The organism is Leuconostoc aquikimchii, from assembly GCF_040838325.1.
GTDB classification, from domain to species: Bacteria; Bacillota; Bacilli; order Lactobacillales; family Lactobacillaceae; genus Leuconostoc; species Leuconostoc aquikimchii.
The window spans coordinates 603301-622506 of the sequence record NZ_JBFPER010000001.1 but is presented as its reverse complement, the minus strand read 5'-3'; the positions used below and the strand labels follow the sequence as shown (position 1 = coordinate 622506).

15 protein-coding genes are annotated in these 19206 nt (G+C 38.7%); 1 reads left to right on the top strand and 14 read right to left on the bottom strand.

The window, feature by feature from the left end; all coding sequences use genetic code 11:
* Positions 1–65: 65 nt before the first annotated feature.
* The 14 genes from AB3K24_RS03135 to gnd form a co-directional block, all read right to left on the bottom strand.
* Positions 66–698 carry a glycoside hydrolase family 73 protein gene (locus tag AB3K24_RS03135; protein WP_367973751.1) on the bottom strand — a complete coding sequence of 211 codons (633 nt, stop codon included), beginning with the start codon at positions 696–698 and terminating at the stop codon, positions 66–68.
* Positions 698–2425: a thiol reductant ABC exporter subunit CydC gene (gene cydC, locus AB3K24_RS03130; protein WP_367973750.1), complete on the bottom strand. Its 1728-nt coding sequence runs from the start codon at positions 2423–2425 to the stop codon at positions 698–700. Before cydC ends, AB3K24_RS03135 begins: the two co-directional genes overlap by 1 nt.
* Positions 2425–4143 carry a thiol reductant ABC exporter subunit CydD gene (cydD, locus tag AB3K24_RS03125; protein WP_367973749.1) on the bottom strand — a complete coding sequence of 573 codons (1719 nt, stop codon included), beginning with the start codon at positions 4141–4143 and terminating at the stop codon, positions 2425–2427. Before cydD ends, cydC begins: the two co-directional genes overlap by 1 nt.
* A 109-nt stretch (positions 4144–4252) precedes the next feature.
* Positions 4253–5266 (bottom strand): cytochrome d ubiquinol oxidase subunit II, encoded by a 1014-nt coding sequence (gene cydB / locus AB3K24_RS03120; RefSeq protein WP_367973748.1) that lies wholly within the window; start codon positions 5264–5266, stop codon positions 4253–4255.
* Entirely contained in the window at positions 5266–6738 is a 1473-nt protein-coding gene (locus tag AB3K24_RS03115; protein WP_367973747.1) for a cytochrome ubiquinol oxidase subunit I, read from the bottom strand. The genes cydB and AB3K24_RS03115 overlap by 1 nt, the downstream gene beginning before the upstream one ends.
* Before the next feature lie 192 nt (positions 6739–6930).
* Positions 6931–7227, bottom strand: a complete 297-nt coding sequence (locus AB3K24_RS03110) for a DUF1292 domain-containing protein (RefSeq protein WP_367973746.1) — start codon at positions 7225–7227, stop codon at positions 6931–6933.
* 113 nt (positions 7228–7340) lie between these two features.
* The gene (gene ruvX, locus AB3K24_RS03105) at positions 7341–7772 is read right to left on the bottom strand and encodes a Holliday junction resolvase RuvX (RefSeq protein WP_367973745.1); all 432 of its coding nucleotides are present in this window, start codon (positions 7770–7772) and stop codon (positions 7341–7343) included.
* Positions 7772–8023 carry an IreB family regulatory phosphoprotein gene (locus tag AB3K24_RS03100; protein WP_220740293.1) on the bottom strand — a complete coding sequence of 84 codons (252 nt, stop codon included), beginning with the start codon at positions 8021–8023 and terminating at the stop codon, positions 7772–7774. Before AB3K24_RS03100 ends, ruvX begins: the two co-directional genes overlap by 1 nt.
* A 133-nt stretch (positions 8024–8156) precedes the next feature.
* A complete protein-coding gene (gene alaS / locus AB3K24_RS03095; protein WP_367973744.1) occupies positions 8157–10838 on the bottom strand; it encodes an alanine--tRNA ligase in 2682 nt (893 codons plus the stop codon).
* A gap of 255 nt (positions 10839–11093) precedes the next feature.
* The gene (locus AB3K24_RS03090) at positions 11094–12428 is read right to left on the bottom strand and encodes an aspartate aminotransferase family protein (protein ID WP_367973743.1); all 1335 of its coding nucleotides are present in this window, start codon (positions 12426–12428) and stop codon (positions 11094–11096) included.
* Positions 12429–12487: 59 nt separating this feature from the next.
* Positions 12488–13918 carry an APC family permease gene (locus tag AB3K24_RS03085; RefSeq protein ID WP_367973742.1) on the bottom strand — a complete coding sequence of 477 codons (1431 nt, stop codon included), beginning with the start codon at positions 13916–13918 and terminating at the stop codon, positions 12488–12490.
* A 102-nt stretch (positions 13919–14020) separates the two neighbouring features.
* A complete protein-coding gene (locus AB3K24_RS03080; RefSeq protein ID WP_367973741.1) occupies positions 14021–15403 on the bottom strand; it encodes a gluconate:H+ symporter in 1383 nt (460 codons plus the stop codon).
* Positions 15404–15558: 155 nt separating this feature from the next.
* Positions 15559–17097, bottom strand: a complete 1539-nt coding sequence (gene gntK / locus AB3K24_RS03075; protein WP_367975556.1) for a gluconokinase — start codon at positions 17095–17097, stop codon at positions 15559–15561.
* Between the two features lie 112 nt (positions 17098–17209).
* Entirely contained in the window at positions 17210–18118 is a 909-nt protein-coding gene (gene gnd, locus AB3K24_RS03070) for a phosphogluconate dehydrogenase (NAD(+)-dependent, decarboxylating) (RefSeq protein WP_367973740.1), read from the bottom strand.
* A 197-nt stretch (positions 18119–18315) separates the two neighbouring features.
* Between gnd and AB3K24_RS03065 the strand changes: the two genes are divergently transcribed.
* Positions 18316–19164, top strand: coding sequence for a MurR/RpiR family transcriptional regulator (locus AB3K24_RS03065; protein ID WP_367973739.1), 849 nt, complete (start codon positions 18316–18318; stop codon positions 19162–19164).
* The last annotated feature ends 42 nt before the right edge of the window (positions 19165–19206 follow it).

The following is a 19206-nucleotide window of genomic DNA, read 5'->3' as shown; positions in this document are numbered from 1 at the left end:
AACAGATTTCAAAACGAACATCAGTTCGCACTTTGAAAATTAAAAAACGAGATTTCTCTCGTTTTTTAATTTTGTGGCACATCGAAACGTGATAAATGCCATTCTTCAATAATTGCTATTAATTTCTTCGCATACATCGGATCCGTCGCATAACCATCCTGAGTCAATGCAAGCGCTGCTGATTTATAATCACGCGCTTTTAAGACATGCTGATATTGCGCGGCATTCCAACTTGTGCCATGATAAAGTAATTCTGCGTGCGACTTCATGCTAGCTTGCCAGATGTCATACGCCGCAAAACGGCCTTGAATGGTTATCCACTGACCATTTTCAAATTCTTGCGTGGGCAAAACCACACTTTTTTGATTGGCATCAGCCTTAATACCGTACAAATTATTATATTGTGTTGCCAACGTTGACGTATGCCAATCTGACTCCAGAATAGCTTGCGCAATACTAATTGACGCAATCACACCATAATCTTCTTGCATTTGCCTGGCATATGGTGCCAACTGATTAATCCAATCAATTTTTTGTTGCCGCACAGCATCTTGATTCGGTATTTGTTGTTTCTCATAAATGAGTGTTTGCGACCAAAAAGTAGCCCCGATTGCTATGATTAAAATACTACTCACCCACAACCATAAATTCAATCTTAATACACTTTTTTTTGTGCGTCTTTTTCTTTTTTTTGCCATTAATAAAATTCATCCATTGCTAATAGTTGTTGGAAGTGAGTTGACGTTTTACGTAATTTTTCAGGTGTATCTGCCAGTGAAAACTGCCCATTTTCCAAAAAATATACTTTTTCGACATAATCAATGCCTGTCAAATGATGTGTTACCCATATAATTGTCCGATCTTGTAATACTTTAAAAATTTGCGTTAATACGTCATGCTCAGTTTTCGGATCCAAACTCACAGTTGGTTCGTCTAAAATAACAATGGGTGCATCTTGTAACAAAATACGAGCCAAAGCAAAACGTTGTTGCTCACCACCTGAAAATCGCGTACCTGCTTCTTGCATTTTCGTCTCATAGCCATCTGGTAAACTGTCAATTAATGGCTGCAAACCTGTTTGTTTAATAGCCATTTTAACCTGCTCATCTGTTGCTTTTATATTACCCATGCGCACATTATTCAAAATTGTCGTGTCAAACAAATAGGCTTGTTGATCTAGTACTGCTACAAGTTGTGATAACTGATGTTGCAACTTACTAACAGATTGATTACCAATCGTGACGCGTCCAGATAACGGTAAAATGTCTGCAGCTATCAGCTTTAATAAGGTTGTTTTTCCAGAACCAGAACGCCCTAATAAGGCAATTTTTGCACCTGGTTGAATCACCAAGTCTAACTGGTCAATCACTTTTTTGTTACCGTAATTAAATGTCACATGGTTTAGAACAACTGTTGTATCATCAAGTTTTTCAGGTTCTATGTGACTTGCATCTGGGACAGGTAATGTATTCAAACGTTCAATGCTATCTTCATAAAAAGATGCCTCACTCACACCCTGGTTAACTGCCACAAAATTATCAACAAGCGGGAAAATAGCTAATGTAAAGGCAGCAATAAAGTTGACTGCCATTTGATTGCTCCTAAACTGACCACCTAACCATATTAACGTTGTGATCACTAAGATTAAAACTAACATTTGAATGGCAAAATCGCGCCACCAACCAAATTGCATCCCTTTGTGTTTTGTTTTTGCTAAATTAGCCATTATGCGCCCTTGTTGTGCTACCAAGTCTTTTTGACGGCCAGACAATATCCAATCTTGTAACCCTAATACGGCATCAGTTGCATCAGTATATAACTGTGACTGCAATTGTTTCTGTTTGTGCACACGCGCCCGATTCGCAAAATAACTAAACATTGGCACAATAACCATAACTATAGCCAGCATAAACAACCACCATAGCATAAATAGCCAATTAGCCACCCCAACCGCTACACCGACAAACAAATAAACTAATAGCCCAGCACCTAATGGAAATAATGTTCTGAGATATAGATTTTGTAACTGATCTAAATCATCTGCTAGTAGGCTTAAAACTTCCCCAGTTTGCAATCTGCCACGAATACTACTTGCCGTGCTGGCAACACTCTCGTAAAGGCGCTGACGGGACTTTGAAACAAAACGTAGTACCCAGTTATGTGACACCAATCGTTGTGCATAACGAAAAACTGGCCTCGCAATACCAAAAGCACGCGTTAACACAATTGGCACATAAATCAGCAAAATATTATCAGGACGTTGTGCTGCTCGTGATATCAAGTACCCAGAAACGAACATTAATGCGCTTGCTGCTATTATTGTAAATAAATTCAGCAATATTGACCAAAACAAGCCTGATTTTTGTGACTTTAAAAAAGGTACAATCCATCGATCACTGGCCACTAGTTGTTTTATTTTTTTCACTATACGCCTCCTAATTCATGACGTAACTGATTTAATTGGCTATGCACATCTGTTAACAATTGCTGCGGTTCGCCTTGTTCTACTATTGTGCCATGTCGCATCACTAAAACATAATCCATTTGATCTAACCAATGCAAACGGTGTGTTGCAAAAAAAACCAAATGTTCGGACAAAATTGGCGCAATCGTTTGTTTTAAATCGTATTCGGTCTCAATATCAAGATGTGCTGTTGGTTCATCAAAAAGTAAAATTTTGCGCTGATCATCTAATAACATACGCGCTAACGCTATTCTCTGTGATTGCCCGCCAGAAACTTGTCGACCACTTTCACCAATGATACTATCTAATCCTTCTGGCAATTCAGCAACAAGTTTTGACAAACCAGCTTTTTGAGAGGCAACAAGTACTTGTTCGTCCGTTGCCTGTTGTGCATAAAACTTTATATTTTCTCTTAGTGTATCATGAAAAATATAAGGATGTTGCGGCATATAAAAAAATTGTTTTTGCCAATCAGTTTGTGCAAGATGTGGCACTGTTTGATTGGCAATGTTGATTTGTCCACTTGTCGGTAATAAAAAGCCACTAATTATATTCAGTAATGTTGACTTGCCTGAACCACTTTCGCCCACTATAGCAATTTTTTGATAGCCTTTAACCTGTAAATTAATGTTTTTCAAAGTTACTTGTTCATCGTAAGAAAAGCCAATATTTGTTAATGCTAGTTGATTTTGGTCGTGCCACCCTGTTAGTTTAAGACTATCTTGCTGGTCAATTGCTGGCTGCTCAAGCATTGACAACACATCGGTTAAAGCATTTTTACCATTTAATGTTGCGTGGTAATCGTCAGAAAAATTTCGCAACGGTAAAAAATATTCTGGTGCTAAAATTAATAACGTTAACGCAGGTAAAAGCGTCATTTTGCCGTTCAATAAATCAAATCCTAAAAAAACAGCAACAATGGCAATAGACAGTGTTGTAAAAAAATCTAAAGCAAACGTTGATGTCATCGCAATTCGCAATGTTCGCATGGTTGTTTTTCGATAGTCTTCTGAAATTTGATAAATTTCATCACTATATTTTTCTGCTAATCCGAGCTGCTTTAAAGTTGGTAAACCACGTAACGCATCAACAAAGCGATTATTTAAATTTTTAAAATTATCAAATTCTGCATCCGCCTTGCTTTGAGCTGCCAAACCTAAAATGATAAAAAACATAATCACTACTGGAAAAATTAGCAACAAAAACAGGCCCTGTTCCCATTTGATATAAAAAATATAAATCAAAATTAACCAAGGAATAATACTTAAATCAAATACTTTCACCAATAACAGTTGAAAATAGTTTTTAACATTGTCTAATCCAACACCGAGTATTGTCACTGCATTTCCGGTGCCTTGATTAACAATTATATTAGAGCCATTTTCTGTATATTTTTCTAATAATTTAGTGCGGTAGGTCTCAACTGCCTTATCAGCATATGTTGCCATATATTGGTTTTTCAGGACAACCAGAAGTTGCCGTACAAAAAAAGCCAATGCGAATAAACCAATGCTGACACCTGTTGCAGCGGAGAGTTTATTTTGCCAAAAATCCACAATGGCTCTGGCCATAAATATGCCTTGCGCTAAAATAGCTAAACCTTGCACACCAGTCAAAAAAACCAGTCCGACCAATGTATTAATAATACCTTTAAGTTTAAAGAGTCTTTTATCTATCATTTTACTTTATTCCTACGTTTATCGCTGTTCGTTTAAAAATCATTTTCTTTGCTTAATACATTGTAAAATAAAAAACGTCTACTTACAATTGTAAACGCTTTTACTCATTTTATTCTATCACTTTGTGTGACACGATACGCTTACGGAAAACCCAGAAACTCCAGATTTGATAAGCAAGTGTGACAGGCAAAGATATGATCACAACAATTGTCATGACTTTCAATGTATAAGCTGATGATGACGCTGTCAGGATAGTTAAACTATGCAATGGATTATTTGCAACCATGACACGCGGGAACAAGCCAGCAAACAACAACGTGACCACTTCAACCAAAGCCAATCCAGATAAAATAAACGGTACAATCTCTTGTTTATTTTTAAGAGCTAACCACCAACCAACAACAGTTGTCAAAACAATAACTACCAAAATAGTCAACGTTAATACTGTCTTTTCTTGAATGAAATCCGTGTAGAAGAACAGTAACACGGCAAATAGTGCTTCACCAACCAATAAAATCGGATAGAGATATTTCAACTGTGTTAACGCACGCTGACGTAAATCGCCTTCAATACGCAAACGTGTGTAATTCAAACCATGGACATAACTCATTAATGACACTGCCACGCCACCAACCAAGGTAAATGGTGTCACATAATCAAAGAATCCAGCTGACAAATCACCACGTGCGTCCATTGGTGTACCAGATACCATCGCTGTAAAAATCATTCCTAAGACAAACGGTACCAAAAACGATGTTAAAGCAATTAGGCGTTCCCAAATCTGCGTGCCTTGAATCGTTGGCATTTGCTCACGAAATTCAAAAGATACACCACGATAAATCAATGAGATTAAAACAATGAACAACATGAGATAAAACCCAGAAAATAATGAGGCATACCAATACGGAAATGCTGCAAACATTGCACCACCTGCAGTTACTAACCACACTTCGTTGGCATCCCAGTTGGGACCAATGGCTTGGTATAAAGCTTCACGATCTTTTTGATCACGAGCATTCAGGACAAATTGCATCCCAATACCAAAATCAAAGCCTTCCAAAAAGAAGAAACCTGCCCACAAAACGCCAATCAAAACAAACCAAACAATTTCTAAAGTACTCATTAAGCTTCACCCCCTTCCGATAAATGATTATAGGGATCATTTTGTGATAATTGTTCCTCTTCTTCAGCGAATGGCCCCGCATGCAACACCCGACGCGCTAACCAAATCATCACACCACCAATAACTGCAAAAGTTAAGAAGTATATGATATTAGAAATCAAGAGTGAAGCTACCGAAACATTCGGTGACACTGCATCACTAATTGGCATCAAGCCATAGACAACCCAAGGATAACGCCCTAGTTCTGTCACTAACCATCCGGCCGTGTTTACAGCAAACGGTACATAGATTGCAATACCTAAAATCCATAAAAACCAACGTTGCGTTAAAATAAGCTGAGACTTTTTACGATTCATCCATAGAGCAACTACTGCAAGCATTAACAGTCCACCCGCACCGACAGCCATGACACGGAATGCATAAAATAGTGTATTTTCAGGTACGTAATAATTTTTAATATCGCCGTGTGCCTTACCGTACTTCTTTTGAAATTGTTTTTCAAGTTCTGTTGTCCCAATTGTGTCACCACCAGTTAGTGAATGATGACCTAATATTGATAGTACATATGGAATTTCGATTTTTGCAATAACCTTGTGTGTATCAGGATTGGTCACAGAAATAAGAGACCATGGCTGAGCTTTGTCTTTTCTGTCAGATGACTTAATTGTCTTATCGACACCTTCCATTGCAGCGTACTTCATAGGTTGCATAGATTGCAAATCAAAAGCATGCCGATCACCTGTCACTAGCGCACCAGCTATCCCAATCATACCAATAACCAAAGCAATATTAATTGATTTTCTGAAAAAAAGAATTTGACTATCGCCTTTTTTCAATTTTAACAATTTAAATGCGGACATACCAGCAACTAAGAAACCAGCGGTTACTAGCGTCCCTACAACGACGTGGGGAAATTGCACCCATAATTGTTTATTTTTGAGCAACGCACTAAAACTGACTAACTGCGCACGCCCCATATGATTATCAATGGCATAACCAACGGGGTTTTGCATAAATGAATTTGCCGCTAAAATCCATAATGACGATAATGCCGATCCAATTGTCGTGATCCAAATAAACAAAACGTGTACGCCTGGTTTAAATCGATCCCACGTAAATGACCATAAACCGATAAACGTTGATTCAGCAAAAAATGCTACCAACGCTTCTATGGCCAACAAAGACCCAAATATATCGCCGACATATCGTGAATATGCAGACCAATTCATGCCAAATTGAAATTCTTGAATTAATCCTGTCACAACACCAACAGCAAAACTCAGTAAGAATATTTTGCCCCAAAATTGTGCCATTTGCTTGTACATCTCATCTTTTTTGATGACATATAACGTTTCCATAACTGATACCACAACACCCAAGCCAATTGACATAGGCACGAAAAAAAAGTGAAATATCGTCGTCATCGCAAACTGAAATCTTGCTAAATCCAGAATGCCTACTAATGTAACCATGCGTTCCTCCAAAGTTATGACCAGCACTTATCTTGACTGACAAGACACCCATCATCCATTTTTAAATAATCAAAGATACGGCGGATTATTACTTATCTTCTGTCTCATCTTCATTATCTAGTTTATCACTTGATAAGCAGTTAAGCTATTAATTTTTTATAATAAAAAAAACGCAAGCTGCGTCTTCATGAGTTATTCAAAATTGTTATCATCATCTAAAAATGTATTCAAAACTTCTTCGACCATGTCCCATTCTTTATCATCTTCAATTTGAATCAAGTCTTCTTCGGTTGCATCCCCATTTTCATCAGGATTAAAGATGTATGCTTGAATATCAACTTCTTCATCATCTTCAACACCTTCTGGAACAAGCAAAATATAATCTTTGCTATACTCATCAGAGTGAAATGTGAATAATATCTCGTACAGTGTCTCATCCCCATTTTCGTCAACCAATGTGATGTTTTGAATCTCGTTTTGATTTGCCATAATTATTAGCGCGCAAGCAGATTACTGAAGTAACTCGCTCACGCATTCCCTTCAAAGTTAATAACTTTATTATAACGTAAAAACAACGTTTCGTATAGAAACGTTGTTTTTACTTATTTTGTTAATTTACCATTAGCATCCAAATAGTTTTGCAAAATAAACTCGGCAGCAATTTTATCTATTACTTGCTTACGTTTTTTGCGTGACACATCGGCTTCTTCAATGAGCATACGCTCCGCTTGAACAGTTGTTAAGCGTTCGTCTTGAAAATCTGTTGGCAAGCCAAACTGATCTTCGATCATTTTGGCATAATCACGCGCTGCTGCTGCTCGTGGTCCTTCAGAGTTATTCATATTTTTTGGTAAACCGATTACCACACTTTTAGCCTGTTTTTCCTTGATAATTTCACCAAGTCTTTTCAAACCAAATTCTTTTTCATCCTCATTGATACGAATGATTTCAACACCTTGTGCGGTCCATCCCATGGGATCACTAACTGACACGCCGACTGTGCGGCTTCCAACATCTAAACCTAATATTCGCATTACTTCTTTAAATAGGCGTGCACAAGCTCTTCAATAATTTCATCACGTTCATGCCGCTTAATTAAATTACGGGCATCATTAAGACGCGGAATGTAAGCTGGATCTCCTGACATTAAATAACCAACAATTTGATTAATTGGATTGTAGCCTTTTTCTTCTAAGGCGTTATAAACAATTTCTAATGTCTCATGAATATCTTTTGGCATTTGATTACCAAAATCAAATATTGCTGTTTCATCTCCTACTGACATCGTACACGCTCCTTTCTTTTAAAAGTTTTTATGATTAAATAGTCATACAAAATCGAAATGATTCATATAATTATAGTATACCTAATTATTATAACTATAACATAACAATTAGGTAAAAAAACAAACGTTTTGTTTACATTTTCGCTAAATAAGTAGCTACCTCAGCAAACGCTTCTTTAATGCCTGCAGGATTTTTACCACCCGCTTGCGCCATATCAGGTCGACCGCCGCCGCCGCCACCAACTTTTGGTGCAATGGCTTTGATTAAGTCCCCTGCTTTAATACCTGCAGCGTTCGCCGTAGGCGAGGCCGTCACAATCAGATTGACTTTACCCGCAGCTGTTGCAGCGAGTACCAAAACATCTGACGGATAGTTAACCTGCCAATTATCTGCTACTTGTCGCAAGCCATCCATTCCAGATACTTGTAGCTGTGCTGTGATATATGAATGGCCATTGCTAGTTTTCACATCAGTAAATACTTTATCGGATGCGGTATTGGCTAATTGCGATTCAAGCGACTCTAGCATACGCTGTGTTGCTTTCAATTCTGCTTGTATATCGGCCACCTTTTCCGGTACATCCGTAAGCTTTTGTGCTTTGACAGTAGTCGCGATTTTTTTCAAAGCATTTTCTTCGTTTTTATACAAAGCGAGTGCCTCTAATCCAGTGACCGCCTCAATACGACGGACACCTGCACCAATACCTGATTCAGACACTATCTTAAACAGACCAAGTTCTGAAGTCGCATTGACATGGGTACCACCGTCAAACTCCTTATTAAAATCACCAATAGATACAACACGAACTAACGCCCCATATTTTTCACCAAACACAGCAACAGCACCCATTTTTTTGGCAGACTCAATATCTGTTTCTAGCCACGAGACTGGTAAGTTATTCGCAATCTCACGGTTCATTAATGTTTCTATTTTTTCTAAGTCTGCCGTTGAAGCAGGCCCTTCGTTTGTGAAATCAAAACGTAGATATTCTGGTTCAACTAGTGAACCGGCCTGATGTACGTCACCACCGATAACATTCCGTAAAGCTTGATCCAACATGTGCGTTGCCGTATGATTTTTGGATACAGCCACATGACGTGCCAGATCAACACGTAAACTCACTTGATCATGCAACTTAAAATTAGACAACACATTAACTGTATGGATGTGTTGTCCGTTTGGTGCATTTTGCACATCAATAACACGCGCGATGACATTGCCTGCTGCATTCAATACGTCACCATAATCAGCGACTTGTCCACCCATTTCAGCATAAAATGGTGTTTTATCAAATACTAATTGTCGCTTGTCACCAGTAACAGCTGATTGCAATAAGGCATCAATTCCTTGATCATCTTGACCTATAATAGCAACAATTTCAGCCTCATCAACTTCAGTTACGGACCAACCAACATATTTTGAATCGATTTTCAAATCTGTTAAGACTGCATTTTGAACGCCCATTGATTTGTCATTTGCACGTGCTGAACGTGCACGCGTACGTTGTGCTTGCAACGCCTCATTATACCCAACAATATCAACAGTCAAATCAGCATCAGCAGCCTGTTCTTGTGTTAATTCCAAAGGAAAACCATAGGTATCAGATAATTTAAAGGCATCAGCCCCAGACAATTGTGCCTGGCCTTCTGCTTTAGCCTGACTAATGACCTCATTTAATAAAGTTAAGCCACCAGTTAATGTTGCATTAAAACGTTTTTCTTCAGCCGCAACCGTTTTTTGAATTTTAACTGTATTCTCCAACACTTCAGGATAATAACTTTGCATAATATCCCCCACAATAGGGACTAAGTGTGTCAAAAACTCACCTTTGATGCCTAACTTTTGACCGTGTAAAACTGCTCGTCGTAATAACCTACGAATAACATATCCACGACCTTCATTAGTAGGTAACGCACCATCGCCAATTGCAAACGTCACGGCCCGAATATGATCAGCAATCACTTTAAAACTTGTATTAGTTTCTGAATCTATGGCACTATCGTATTTAAAACCATTTGACATCGACTCAGTTGCCCGAATAATCGGTAAAAACAAATCCGTATCAAAATTTGTACGCCCCTGTTGAAAAACAGAAACAACACGTTCAAGTCCCATGCCAGTATCAATATTTTTATGCGGCAACTCTGGATATGTGGCATTATCTGTCAAACCTGGTAAATGATTAAATTGTGAAAAAACAATGTTCCAAATTTCTAAATAACGTTCATTTTCACCACCTGGATACATTTCTGGGTCATTATCCGGTAAATTTTGAAAATCTTTACCACGATCAAAGAAAATTTCTGAATCTGGTCCTGAAGGCCCCTCACCAATATCCCAAAAGTTATCTTCTACTTCATAAATATGGTCATCTGGAATATCAGTTTTTTCTTGCCAGATTTTTTTAGCTTCAGTATCTTTTGGATAAACTGTGACATATAATAATTCTTTGTCCAAACCATACCACTCAGGGCTTGTTAATAATTCCCATGCCCAAGGAATGCCTTCTGCTTTGAAATAATCGCCAATTGAAAAATTACCCATCATTTCAAATAATGTATGATGTCGTGCTGTTTTACCAACATTTTCAATATCATTGGTTCGAATGGCCTTTTGAGCATTGGTAATACGTGGATTAGCTGGGATAGCTGACCCATCAAAATATTTTTTCAAAGTGGCAACACCTGAATTTATCCACAATAAGGTTGGATCATCTTGCGGAATAAGATTTTTTGAAGGTACAATTTCATGACCCTTCGATGCAAAAAAATCTAAAAACATTTGACGGATTTCTGAGGAACGCAATTCTTTCATCGTTAATTTCTCCTTTAATTTAACCATAAAAAGACCATAACAAAGTGCGGACGCGTGACCGTGGTACCACCGCAATTTGTAATGATCTTTAATCTTTACCTTTATATCTCATAACGCTGAGGCGCGGTAACTTTTCAGCTACAACATGATCTGAGAGCACAAAATTCATGACGTGTGTTTTACATTAACCAACACATTTCTAATTGCCGTCCTAAAAATTTTGTATATTCAGATTTCATAAATTATTATAGCACATTACCAACCAATATGATTATCAGTTTCTGGTAAAGCCAATTTACCAGACGCTAACTCATTAAATGCCTGTTCTATCATGCCAAAAGCCTGCGTCAATTGTTGTTCTGTTATCACCAATGGCGGCTGGAAACGCAAGGTATTGCCACGTAAACTAATCATAATTGCTCCTAATTCAAAGATGCGATAAATCAGCTTCGTCGTGGCCACATTATCTGGTAAACCTTTTTCATCCACAATATCAATGCCACCATTTAAACCATATAACCGCACATCCCCAATAAACGTGTAACGCTTGGCTGCTTGAGAAAAAAATGCTTGCGCTAATAAACCTAATTTTTTAGAACGCATAACTAATTGTTCTTCTTCAATGACATCTAATGTTGCTAATGCTGCTGCAGCGGTAACCGGATTCCCTGCAGTGGTATAAACGTTTGCAGGTGCTGCTAAGCTAGCCATAATTTCAGTCCGACCAATAACCGCACTCAATGGTAAACCACTCGCAATTGATTTTCCAATACTCATCATATCTGGCGCAATACCAAAATGATCAATCGACCACATTTTTCCTGTTCGGCCTAAGCCCTGATTGACTTCATCAACAGCAAAAACAATCCCATTTTCTCTGGTAAATTTATAAAGCAACGACATATATTTTTGTGGCGCTTTAATGATACCACCATCACCTTGAATCGGTTCAATAATCACTAACGCAACTTCATCTGCTGGTAAGTAAGTTTCAAATGGTAACTTAAATTGCTTAAACAATCGTTCAGAAAAATCATCGTCTGATTCATTGGGCAGTCTTTGCTTTTGGTCTGGAAAAGGCACTTTGACGATTCCTGGTAACAGTGGTCCAATCTGACGTGACATATTTAAACTGACAGCTGAGATTGATAATGCCCCATAGGTCGAGCCATGATAGGCACCAATAAAACTTACAATGTATTGGCGTCCCGTGAATCCGCGAGCAAATTTAATCATTGCGTCATTTGCGTCTGAGCCTGAATTACCAAAAGCAACTTGCTTATCAAAATTTCCAGGTGCCAACGCCGTTAATCGTTTTGCTAAAGCCGCTGTCGTTGTATTAGCAAAGTACGCCGGTGTATACTGAATAAGTTTTTTTGCTTGAGCTGTAATGGCAGCCACAACTTTGGGATGTGAATGACCCGTATTAGTTGCACTAGCGCTAGCTAGAAGATCAATATAATCACGACCATCTGCGTCAGTAATTATTGCTCCCTGTCCATGATCAATAACAATATCAAAATATTTAACACGAGAAGCATCAGCTAAATGCTGTTTTTCTTCATCCAAAATAGCTTTATTTTTTGACATAGTATTCGCCTACCTTTTTTCTTACAATAAAAGCCCTGAATTCACAGGACTTTCAAAATTTATTTGCGAGAAAGTTTACTGTGCTTAGCACCATAAACAGCGTAAATAGTTAACCCAATAATAAACCAACCGAAGGCATATATTTTGGCTTGAGAATCTAACATCCAAAAAATCAACCCAGACCCAAACGCTGCCACTGCTGGTAGTACAGGATATAATGGCATTTTGAATCCTGGCATTGGAATATCTTTGCCCTCTCGCGGACGTAATGCGTAAATACCAATCGAGACAATAATAAAGGCAATTAATGTACCAGCTGAAATTAAGCCAGCCAATTCTGTAAAGCTAAAGACAGAGCCGATTAAAATGGCAATAATAGAAAGTACTAACAAGGCATTGTTAGGTAGCCCTTTATCATCAACTTTTCCTAAGAAGCTAGGCAACAAACCATCGCGTCCAAAAGCATAAAGTAACCGTGAACCGGCTAACATCATACCAATAATGGCCGTAAACATACCAAGTAATGCCACAATAGACAACAAGTTTGATGTGAATTCATGGCCTGAGTGCAATAATGCCCAAGCAGCCGGTGCTGCATTATTTTCATATCTAGAATAATGGAACATGCCCACAAGTACCAATGCAACTGCTACAAATAAGATTGTCGCTATTGCCAATGAACCAATAATACCGCGTGGCATTGTTTTCTTAGGATCCTTGGCTTCTGCTGAACTGGCAGCAATGGCATCAAACCCGATATAAGCCAAGAAAATTTGAGAGGCACCAGCAAAGATACCGCTCCAACCACCAAATGACGTTCCCGGACGATGCTCAGGAATAAATGGCACATAGTTTCCAGGGTGAATTGCCGTGAGACCAACACCAATAAAAATTAATATTACAATAATTTTACCAACAACTAAAACATTTTCAACACGGGCAGTCGTATTAGTGCCACGCCAAAGTAACAATGTGACAACCAAAACAGCAAATAATGCTGAAATATCTACGATGCCACCGTTCCCAGCTGCAAATGAGCCAGCCAAAGCAGGTGGTAGTACTAAATCATGGGAGGCAAGAAATAATTTAAAGTTAGCTGACCAACCGGAAGCAACGAATGCAACAGCAATAAAATACTCTGCGAGCAACGCCCAACCAGCTATCCAACCAAATACTTCACCAAACACCACGTTAGCCCAAGAATATGCCGATCCAGCAAAGGGTAAAGCAGACGAAAATTCAGAGTAAGCAAAAGCGGCCAATCCAGATACAATAGCTGCAATAACAAACGAAATTGCGACTGCCGGTCCAGCATGGTCGGCTGCCACAATTCCAGGTAATGTAAATATGGCAGTTGATACAATTGTACCAATCCCTAGTGCCAACATTTCTTTAACCCCTAGCGTTTTTCGCAAATGTGCATCACTACTCGCGAAGCTCGAGGGGCTCGCTTTATGAAACCACCCAGTTTTTGGTTTTGATTCTGACATGTATTCATCCCTCCAAAGTTTACAAAAGTTACTTGATAATATTAACATTTTCTAATCTTATTGTCAATAAAAAAACAGAATCGAAATTCTGTTTTAAGTATACTATGCAAATATAGCCGTAAGAATTAAAATAATCACCAATCCAGTCACAGAAATAATTGTTTCAAGCACTGTCCAAATTTGGAAAGTTTGCTTAACTGATAAATCAAAAAATTCTTTAAAAATCCAAAAACCAGCATCATTAACATGTGATGCAATAAGTGATCCAGCACCAATAGCCAACGCCACAAACACTGGCAACAATGTATTGCCCGGATTAGCAGCTAGAATACCTGTTACAATTCCTGCTGCTGTCATGCCTGCTACCGTAGCCGAGCCAACTGAAACACGCAAAATTGCCGCAACACCCCAAGCAAATAGGACAACAGCAATTGGACTCATCGCACCACCCGATTGGAATGTCGATGCAATTTTATCGGATAAACCAGATGTAACCAATACACCACGCAAGGCGCCGCCACCACCAACGATCAGCAAAATACCAGCCACAGCAGCCATACCGGCATTTAGCGACTTACCAACCTCAGTCATTGACTTATGTTGCCAAATACCCATTGTGAATATCGCAAAAATTAAAGCAATCGTCATTGCCACTGCTGGATTAGCAGCAAATTCAATAATCTGATCCATCAACGTTGGATTTTTAGGTGTCACTCCGCCTGTGTAAATCAGTTTATAAATTGTCGCAATAATCATAAATATCAATGGGAATACCGAAGTCAACACAGATAGGCCAAAGTTCGGCGTTGCTTTTAAATCATATTCTTTTACTGGACCAACAGCAGCAATCTCAGTTTTAAATTGAAATGCATCAGGTGCATATTTCTGTGCTAATTTCGTAAATACTGGCCCTGCAACAATGGCAGTGATAATTGATACAACTAATCCAAAAATCAACATCATCCCGATATTAGCACCCAGTGCTGATGCAACTGCAGTCGGTGCTGGCTGAGGCGGAAGAAATCCTTGAGCTGACGATAGCGCAGCAGTCATCGAAATACCTAGGTACAACAACGGTACGCCCGATTCAATCGCAACAGCAAAAACGATTGGAATCAACAAGACCATACCAACCCCGAAAATCATTGAAATACCAATAATAAACGAAGCAATTAATACCGCCCACTGTAGGCGCTTGACACCAAACCAATCAATCAGTGTTTTTGCTATGCGGTATGATCCGCCAGCATCAGCAACTAATCGGCCAATCATGCCACCAAAAATGAAGATAACAGAATTAGGTCCTAAGATGTTACCAACACCCTGTGCACCTAACACGGCATCAGGGATTTGCATCGGTTTCATGCCAAGTAACAAAGCCAAAATGAAAGCTGTGATGATTAATGAAACGAACGTATTTAATTTGAACTTAGCTATTAAAAGCAATAAGATCAAAATTGAAACGATCAACATGACGAATTCCATGTTATTTATATAACGCGTACATCAAACGACGCGTTTTCTCCTTAACAATTATTTATTCTAACAGTACATATAACAATTCAATTGCTCCGAGTTTGATAACGGATAATTTTATCATCTATCAAACTGACTACGGCCATTTTTAAAAGCAGCAATTTTTACTTAGCATGTTTTCTTTGATAATTTGCAATATTCTCATATTCCGTTTGTAATTGGCGCGATAAACGAATAAAAATTGGCGCTAACTCACGATAAGCTTCAAAATTTTCAGGCATTGGTTGATACGTATTTGACGTCCCAACATACTTTTCAATGTCGTATAGATCATCAATTTTACCTAACGCTTTTTGTGCCACAATCACTGCTGCTAATGCACCAGATTCAAAAGCTTCTGGTACGGTTACTGGTTGCTCAAAAATATCAGCAAACATTTGACGCCACAAAGGTGAACGCGCAAATCCGCCGGTTGCCTGAATTGATTTCAGATCACCAACAACCTCTTCTAGCGCTAAACTCACCATGTAAATATTAAACGTGATGCCCTCAAGAACCGCACGCAACATGTGTGCCCGTGTGTGCCCATGATTTAGTCCAAAAAATGACCCACGCGCATTCGCATCCCAAATAGGTGCCCGTTCTCCGCCTAAATAAGGATGAAAGATTAATCCTTCAGAACCTGCAGGAACACGCGCAGCAATCTGTGTCATCAAATCATAAGCATCTGTCCCAAGCAAGGCAGCCGTTGATTTCTCGGCATCAAACATATTATCGCGTGCCCATCGAAAGACATCGCCGCCATTGTTAACAGGTCCACCAATGACCCAATGTTCTTTATCCAAGGCGTACGTAAATGTCCGTCCCTTTGGATCAATAACTGGTTTATCTGAGACAACACGAATGGCCCCTGACGTTCCAATCGTAATTGCCGCCACACCAGGTTTGACAGCATTCACACCTAAATTGGATAGCGGTCCATCACCTGCACCATAGACAAATGGTGTATTACTAGGCAAACCAGTAATCACCGCATATTCAGCGGCCATTTTTGTTTCATATTCATAAGGCGCAACTGGTGTCGGTAATTGTTCCTTACGCAAACCAGTAACTTCTAAAGCCTGTTCATCCCAATCAAGATTAAAGATATTAAATAATCCGGTACCTGAAGCCAAAGAAATATCCATTTTGTTACTGCCAAACAACCGATGAAATAAATATTCCTTGATGCCTAAGTAATGTGCCGCATGATTATAAATATCGGGGTGTTCAGCCTGCAACCATAGCAATTTTGATAACGGTGCCATTGGATGAATCGGTGTGCCCGTCTTCTTATAAATTTCATCACCAAGACCCGATTCCTTTAGCTTTTCCGTATACTTTACAGCGCGTGTATCAGCCCATGTAATAACACGAGTCAATGGCTGCCAATTATCATCAAAGGCTATTAATGAATGCATAGCTGATGAGAAGGACACGGCAGCAACCACATCGTCCTTCTTAAAATTCGCTTCACGTACAATATCGTGCAAGGCGTCCATTAATGCATCAAAAATTTCATCTACATCTTCTTCAGCCATATCCGGTAAATCACGGTATAACGGATATGCTTTACTCACAGTTGTCACAACTTGATTCTGATCATCAAATAAAACTGCTTTTGTTGCTGTGGTCCCTAAATCGACACCAATCATATATTCCATCATTTTACCTCAATTCTCTGTTAACCGTTAGACAATAGTTACTCAAGACAGAAAAAGCTCCCTTAGCGGGAGCTCCTGTTCAAAAATTGAACAGTATTAATCATCATATTAATTACTTAGCTGAATCCATTGCGTGACCACCAAAGCCGTTACGCAAAGCTGAAACAACTTTACCTGTAAATGTGTCATCTTGCAATGAGCGGTAACGCATAGCAAGTGACATGTAGATAACAGGTGCTGGTACGCCAAGATCCAATGATTCTTGAACAGTCCATTGACCTTCACCAGATGAATGCATACGACCTGCAATAGCATCCAACTTAGGATCCTTGGCAAACTGTTCTTCAGCCAATTCCATCAACCATGAACGGATCACTGAACCATGATTCCACAACTTTGAAACTGCTTCATAATCATAATCGAATTGTGATGCTTCCAAAACTTCAAAGCCTTCAGCAATTGCTTGCATCATGCCATATTCGATACCATTATGAACCATCTTCAAATAGTGTCCTGAACCTAAACGACCTGTATACAAGTAACCATCTTCTTCAGCAATTGATTCAAATAATGGTTCGATAATCTTCCAAGCTTGGGCATCATCGCCACCAATCATGAAGTTACCACCGTTACGAGCACCATTCATACCACCAGATGTACCAGCATCGAAGAACTTAATACCAGCGGCAGTTGTGCGCTTGTTTTGTTCCAAGTTGTCTTTGTAGTTAGAGTTACCACCATCGATGATGATGTCGCCCTTGTCCATCTTTTCAATCAAAGTATCGATTGTTGAGTTTGTTGGGACACCTGCTGGTACCATTACCCAAACAGCCTTAGGTGAAGGCAATTTTGATAACATATCATCGATGTCTGATGCGCTTTCAATTGATGATGAGTAGTCAGTTGCTTCCTTAACGAAATCAGCATTCAAATCAAATGCCACAACTTCATGCCCATTGTCAACAGCGTTCTTAACTAAGTTCAAGCCCATCTTACCAAGGCCGATCATCGCAAACTTCATGGTTTACTTACCTCTTATGTTTTTGTATTTTTGCTACATACCTATTATATGAAAATTTTTTACACAATGCAACCTATTATTGTAAAAAATTTTCTAATCTTGTATACTTAATATATTCAACCATCATTAAAAAATTATCATGCTTTAAAAATCACATCATGCTAGTTTTTAACTGGCCAACTTAGGAAATATAAAATATGTCAGGCAATATCATAGCGCAACTACGCGCTCAAAAAAAACAATTTAACACAACCGAAAATAAACTAATCGATTATGTCATCAGAAATACTGATCGCGCACGAGATGCAACGATTCAAGAACTATCTATTGGTTCCGGCGTTTCTACTGCAACCATTTCTCGCTTTGCAAAAAAAATGGGTTTTGATTCTTTTCGTGACTTTTCAGTTGCATTAGCCAGTGCACCAACGTCAGCAACATCTGATTTCTTTGGTGAAATTACTGATGACGATGATACTGCAGCGATCGGACAAAAAGTGTTTGCTGGTGCTACGAATGCACTCAATGCTACGATTAATAATTTAACCCCCAATTTGCTAGACGCTGCCAGCCACTACTTGATTCAAGCTAAACGTGTCGGATTTTTTGGAATAGGTGGCTCCTCCATTGTGGCTTTTAATGCCTATCATAAATTTTTACGCACCCCGCTTGATGTCATAGCCCATCCTGATTATGATATTCAATTGATGCAAGCAGTCAAACTTGATCACAATGACGCTGCAGTTGTTATTTCTCATTCTGGGCGAAACAAAGATACATTACTTATCGCTCAAAAACTGAAAGAACACGGTGTCAAAGTCATTGCTATTACCTCTTTTGCTGATTCACCGTTAGCTAAAATTGCTGACTTGGTTCTACTCTCTCTTGCAGAAGAAATTAATTTTCGCAGTGAATCTATGAGTTCACTTATTGCTCAAATCACAATTATTGATACCTTATTTACAATTGTTGGCTCACAATTATCTAAAAACACGCAAAACGTTGTTGACACGATGCGTCATGTTATTGAAGAAACACGTTCACACTAAAAAATCTTGTCCAAATTGGACAAGATTTTTTTAACATTTAAT